This is a genomic window from Shewanella sp. SW24 (assembly GCF_025653395.1).
GTDB lineage: Bacteria > Pseudomonadota > Gammaproteobacteria > Enterobacterales > Shewanellaceae > Shewanella > Shewanella oncorhynchi.
The window spans coordinates 1-4832 of record NZ_JAKKSH010000055.1; the positions used below are offsets into that span (position 1 = coordinate 1).

4 protein-coding genes, 4 tRNA genes and 2 rRNA genes are annotated in these 4832 nt (G+C 45.5%); 1 reads left to right on the forward strand and 9 read right to left on the reverse strand.

The features are described 5' to 3' along the window. The 5 genes from L5M17_RS22675 to L5M17_RS22695 form a co-directional block, all read right to left on the reverse strand. A partial coding sequence (locus L5M17_RS22675; protein ID WP_263149270.1) for a GTP-binding protein occupies positions 1–498 on the reverse strand: 498 nt, incomplete at its 3' end. Between the two features lie 117 nt (positions 499–615). After that, positions 616–691: transfer RNA gene (locus L5M17_RS22680), tRNA-Thr, on the reverse strand. Positions 692–699: 8 nt separating this feature from the next. After that, positions 700–773 (reverse strand) — tRNA-Gly (locus tag L5M17_RS22685). Positions 774–811: 38 nt separating this feature from the next. After that, positions 812–896, reverse strand: a tRNA-Tyr gene (locus tag L5M17_RS22690). An 8-nt stretch (positions 897–904) separates the two neighbouring features. Further along, a tRNA-Thr gene (locus L5M17_RS22695) sits at positions 905–980 on the reverse strand. A 235-nt stretch (positions 981–1215) separates the two neighbouring features. Here L5M17_RS22695 and coaA point away from each other — a divergent pair. Next, positions 1216–2166, forward strand: coding sequence for a type I pantothenate kinase (gene coaA / locus L5M17_RS22700; RefSeq protein WP_263149271.1), 951 nt, complete (start codon positions 1216–1218; stop codon positions 2164–2166). A gap of 27 nt (positions 2167–2193) precedes the next feature. On the opposite strand, the gene birA is transcribed toward coaA, so the two are convergent. From birA to L5M17_RS22720, 4 genes are all read right to left on the reverse strand, one after another. Continuing rightward, positions 2194–3153 (reverse strand): bifunctional biotin--[acetyl-CoA-carboxylase] ligase/biotin operon repressor BirA, encoded by a 960-nt coding sequence (gene birA, locus L5M17_RS22705; RefSeq protein WP_219235821.1) that lies wholly within the window; start codon positions 3151–3153, stop codon positions 2194–2196. Next, entirely contained in the window at positions 3146–4171 is a 1026-nt protein-coding gene (murB, locus tag L5M17_RS22710) for a UDP-N-acetylmuramate dehydrogenase (protein ID WP_263149272.1), read from the reverse strand. Before murB ends, birA begins: the two co-directional genes overlap by 8 nt. Positions 4172–4350: 179 nt before the next feature. After that, positions 4351–4466 (reverse strand): 5S ribosomal RNA (gene rrf / locus L5M17_RS22715). A gap of 189 nt (positions 4467–4655) precedes the next feature. Beyond that, a 23S ribosomal RNA gene (locus L5M17_RS22720) occupies positions 4656–4832 on the reverse strand; the annotation flags it as partial.

A 4832-nucleotide genomic window follows, 5' to 3' on the forward strand; every position in this document is an offset into this window, starting at 1 on the left:
ATCACCTGGGAAATCGTATTCTGACAGAAGTTCACGCACTTCCATTTCAACCAATTCCAGTAACTCTTCGTCATCTACCATGTCACATTTGTTCATGAACACGATGATGAAAGGTACGCCAACCTGACGAGAAAGCAGGATGTGCTCACGAGTCTGTGGCATTGGACCGTCTGTAGAGGCAACTACTAGAATCGCGCCGTCCATCTGTGCAGCACCAGTGATCATGTTTTTAACATAGTCAGCGTGGCCAGGGCAGTCTACGTGTGCGTAGTGACGTGAAGGCGTGTCATATTCGATGTGAGAGGTATTGATCGTAATACCGCGCTCACGCTCTTCTGGAGCGTTATCGATTTGAGAGAAGTCTTTAGCTTCGCCACCGTAGGTCTTAGCCAGTACGTGAGAGATAGCTGCAGTCAGTGTGGTTTTACCATGGTCAACGTGACCAATGGTGCCCACGTTTACATGGGGCTTAATACGTTCAAATTTAGCTTTAGCCATGGTAATGCCTCAGTCCAAGATTCTTGGTGATGAAAACTAACATATAGAAAAAATCCGATGCATTAAAATGACATCGAACCGATTATGTTTAGGCGTAGGAGCTAAATTTAGAGAGGCTGGTGCTGATAGGCAGATTCGAACTGCCGACCTCACCCTTACCAAGGGTGTGCTCTACCAACTGAGCCATATCAGCAACTAATTTGGAGCGGACAGCGGGAATCGAACCCGCGTTATCAGCTTGGAAGGCTGGAGTAATACCATTATACGATGTCCGCGCAACCTAACTAAGGCTACCTAACTACCTAGAAAAAAGTGGTGGAGGGAGAAGGATTCGAACCTTCGAAGGCTGAGCCGTCAGATTTACAGTCTGATCCCTTTGGCCACTCGGGAACCCCTCCACAGAAAATGGTGCCGGCACCAAGAGTCGAACTCGGGACCTACTGATTACAAGTCAGTTGCTCTACCAACTGAGCTATGCCGGCATTATCATTTCGGAACGGGATATTAGGTAAATGCGCTCCCAAGTGCAAGTAAAAAACGCCTATTTACGTAAAAAAAGCGCTTGAACGGTGTTTTTTTACACGTTATGCAACTTTGACGGCCAATTAAACAGCGAATACATCAAACGGTAACGGAAACACGACTGCAATCACCCATTTAGTATTGTTCCAAATAATCTCATAGTGTACTGTGCCTTTCCTAAGCTGAGGAAAGCCAATGACTTCTAAAAATTCAATTCAAAAAGCACTCTATCTCGCCTTCGAGCGCCTGCAATGGTCTGAGTTACGAGATTCAGTGCCGTTGACACTGAGTGAGCAAGACTTGGAGAACCTTAGAGGCATAAATGAAAAGATTTCCTTATCGGAAGTGACCGATATTTATCTTCCCCTTGGCCGGCTACTGAATTTGATCGTTAAAGCTAAGCAACAACGAGGCTTAGTGGTTGATGAATTCCTCGGTCAAAAACCATCAAAAAGTCCTTACATCATTAGTATTGCTGGTAGTGTCGCCGTCGGGAAAAGCACCACAGCACGTATTTTGCAAGCTTTACTACGGCACTGGCCTGAACACCCAAAAGTTGATTTGGTGACAACAGATGGTTTTTTGTATCCTCTGGCGGACTTAAAACGTAAAGGACTATTACAGCGTAAGGGATTTCCAGAAAGTTACGATATGAAAATGCTGGTTGAGTTTATCTCCGCCGTGAAATCCGGTCAGCCACATGTGAAAGCCCCTATCTATTCGCACGTCACCTATGACCGCGTTAAGAATCAGCATCAAACCGTTTCTCAGCCAGACATCTTAATTTTAGAAGGCTTGAATGTATTACAGACTGGACTCGACTCCCCAGTTGATACCCGTCGTCCTTTCGTCTCCGATTTTGTCGACTTTTCTATTTATGTCGATGCAGAAGAACCTTTGCTAAAACAATGGTATAAAGAACGATTTCTGCAGTTCCGCTCTGGTGCATTCAGTGACAAAAAATCTTATTTTCATCACTATTCGACGCTAACCGATGATGAGGCCAATACGATTGCCGCTAATATTTGGGACACAATCAATGGTCCAAACCTACAACTTAACATTCAACCGACCCGTGAGAGGGCCCATTTGATCCTGCAGAAAGGTCAGGATCATTTGATGTCCCACGTGCTGATGCGCAAATAGCCTTATGTAAAATTGACTCTTGGGTACTTAGCGTGCCCTTAAGCTAATTTCACCGCCGATAAATGCTTGAACACCGTCGGCGGTTTCGAGCAATACTGCACCTTGCTCATCAACGCCTCGACAAATTCCTTCGACAGACTTTTCCCCCATAAGCAAACGTATTTCACGACCATAAAATAAGTCTGCGGCTTGCCAACGAGTCTTGAATGCAGCAAATCCTTCACGCTCAAATAACTGAATATCACGCTTAAGCTGCTTCTGTAATGCAATAACAAGCGCCGTCTTGTCAGGCATGTCGACCAACTCTGACAAATCACTCCAAGGCTGATCGATACCTTTACCTTGTTCCTCTGACATAGCCATATTGACACCAACACCTATGATAAGCTGGCACTGGCTATCAGCCTGACCCGACATCTCAATCAAGATCCCGGCAAGCTTCTTGTTATCCAAATAGATGTCATTGGGCCACTTAACACCAATATTCTCGACGCCAAAAGATTTAAGCACTTCAACCAATGTACAGGCCACCACTAAACTTAATCCCATTGCCTGCGCCATTCCCTGCGGGAAAGTCCAAAACAGCGAGAAATATAAGTGATGTCCATAGGGCGACACCCAAGTTCGGCCTCGACGACCACGACCTGCGGATTGATACTCTGCCACACACACATCACCATTCTTCAATTCAGTAGTATGGTCCAGCAAAAAACCGTTGGTGCTTGCTATCTCATCAAAGTAAAAGCAACGGTTATCAATTGATTGCACTAAAAGTGAAGCATCAATCAAAGAAATAGGATTAGCTAACTTATAACCGCGACCTTTGACGCTATAAATTGCCACACCATAGGTTTCTAGCGCATCGATATGCTTATTCACTGCGGCGCGCGAAATCCCAAGTTCAGTGGCTAACTGCTCGCCAGAAACAAATTGCCCGCTAGATAATAAAGCTAATATCTGGCGTTTTCTTCCCCAATGTTCAGACATGCAAATCTCCTTCACCGTTAGCCCCGATGATTCTAGGCTCGGCTTCTAGCACAACACCAAATTTATCCTGTACTTGCGCAATAACATACAGCGCTAGGCGGCAAATATCATGCCCCGTTGCTCCGCCTCGATTCACTAACACTAAGGCTTGCTTGTCATGCACTGCCACATTGCCGAGCACAAAACCTTTCAGTCCCGCTTGTTCAATCAACCAGCCTGCAGCCAATTTCACTGTTGCATCCGCTTGTGCGTAGCCCACTATCGTCGGAAAACGCTGTGCTAAATCTAGATAACAGGCCGCGCTTACAATGGGGTTTTTAAAGAAACTGCCTGCATTGCCGAGCACCGCGGGATCAGGAAGCTTTTCACTTCGTACTTGGCATACGCGCTCAAAAATCTCATGCGCTGTAACGGTTGCAGGATCAAACGATTGTAATGGACCATAGGCCAAACGCGGTTGCCAACGTTTAGCTAAGCGCAGTCCAACAGCTGTGACTACAGCGAGATTGCGCAATTTGTCTTTGAAAATGGACTCACGGTAAGCAAATTGACACTCAGCTGTGCTGATGCGCACAAACTCACCAGAGGGTAAATCAAGATACTCAACCCAATCACACACATCACATAGTTCAACACCATAAGCGCCAATATTCTGAATAGGTGCTGCACCAACCGTCCCTGGAATTAACGCCATATTCTCCAGCCCAAACATACCATGCTCGAGCGTAAACTGAATTAACTCGTGCCAATTCTCACCCGCCTCAACATCGAGATAAAACGCTTCTGTGTCTTCAGATATTTTTATTCCTTTCGATAAAATCCTGACAACTGTGCCGTTAAAGTCCTCCGTAAAGACCAGATTGCTACCGCCACCAAGCACCAACATGGGCAATTGCTGTTGCCATAGTGGCAGACAGATCGCCTTAACAGCTTCTTTTGAGTGCGCCTCAACAAGATCCGCGCAAGACTGGGCTAAACCAAAGGAATTAAATGATTGAAGGCTATGAGATAGAGACATGTGTTTGTTCAATGACGACAAAAACGTATTGTAACTGCTAAAAGCGAGGATTGCAGCTCATGCTAGAGAAGATGGCAGGATGAAGAACAGAGAGAAAAGCAGTCCAATTAACAAATTGCAGACGCAAAAAAGCCAGCTTATTCAGCTGGCTTGGTTACATCTCAATGAGATAATTAGGTGCTTGGCGATGACCTACTCTCACATGGGGAGACCCCACACTACCATCGGCGCGTTTGCGTTTCACTTCTGAGTTCGGGATGGGATCAGGTGGTTCCACAAGGCTATTGTCACCAAGCAAATTCTGTTTATTACCGTGTCCATYTCTGRCTCACGYTAATAATAATTCGGAAAGCTGATTTKCTTTGTTTGAGTTCAAACTTWATCAAGTATCTGTATTCTGTCTAAGGCTTTAGTACGACCTCCATGGAAGGAGGAAGTGCTAGAAAATGTCTGGAACATTTTCAGTAAAACCCATCTGGGTTGTATGGTTAAGCCTCTCGAGTCATTAGTACATGTTAGCTCAACGCCTCACAACGCTTACACACCATGCCTATCAACGTCCTAGTCTCGAACGGCTCTTTAGAGGAATTAAATTCCTAGGGATGACTCATCTTAGGGCTCGCTTCCCGCTTAGATGCTTTCAGCGGTTATCGATTCCGAA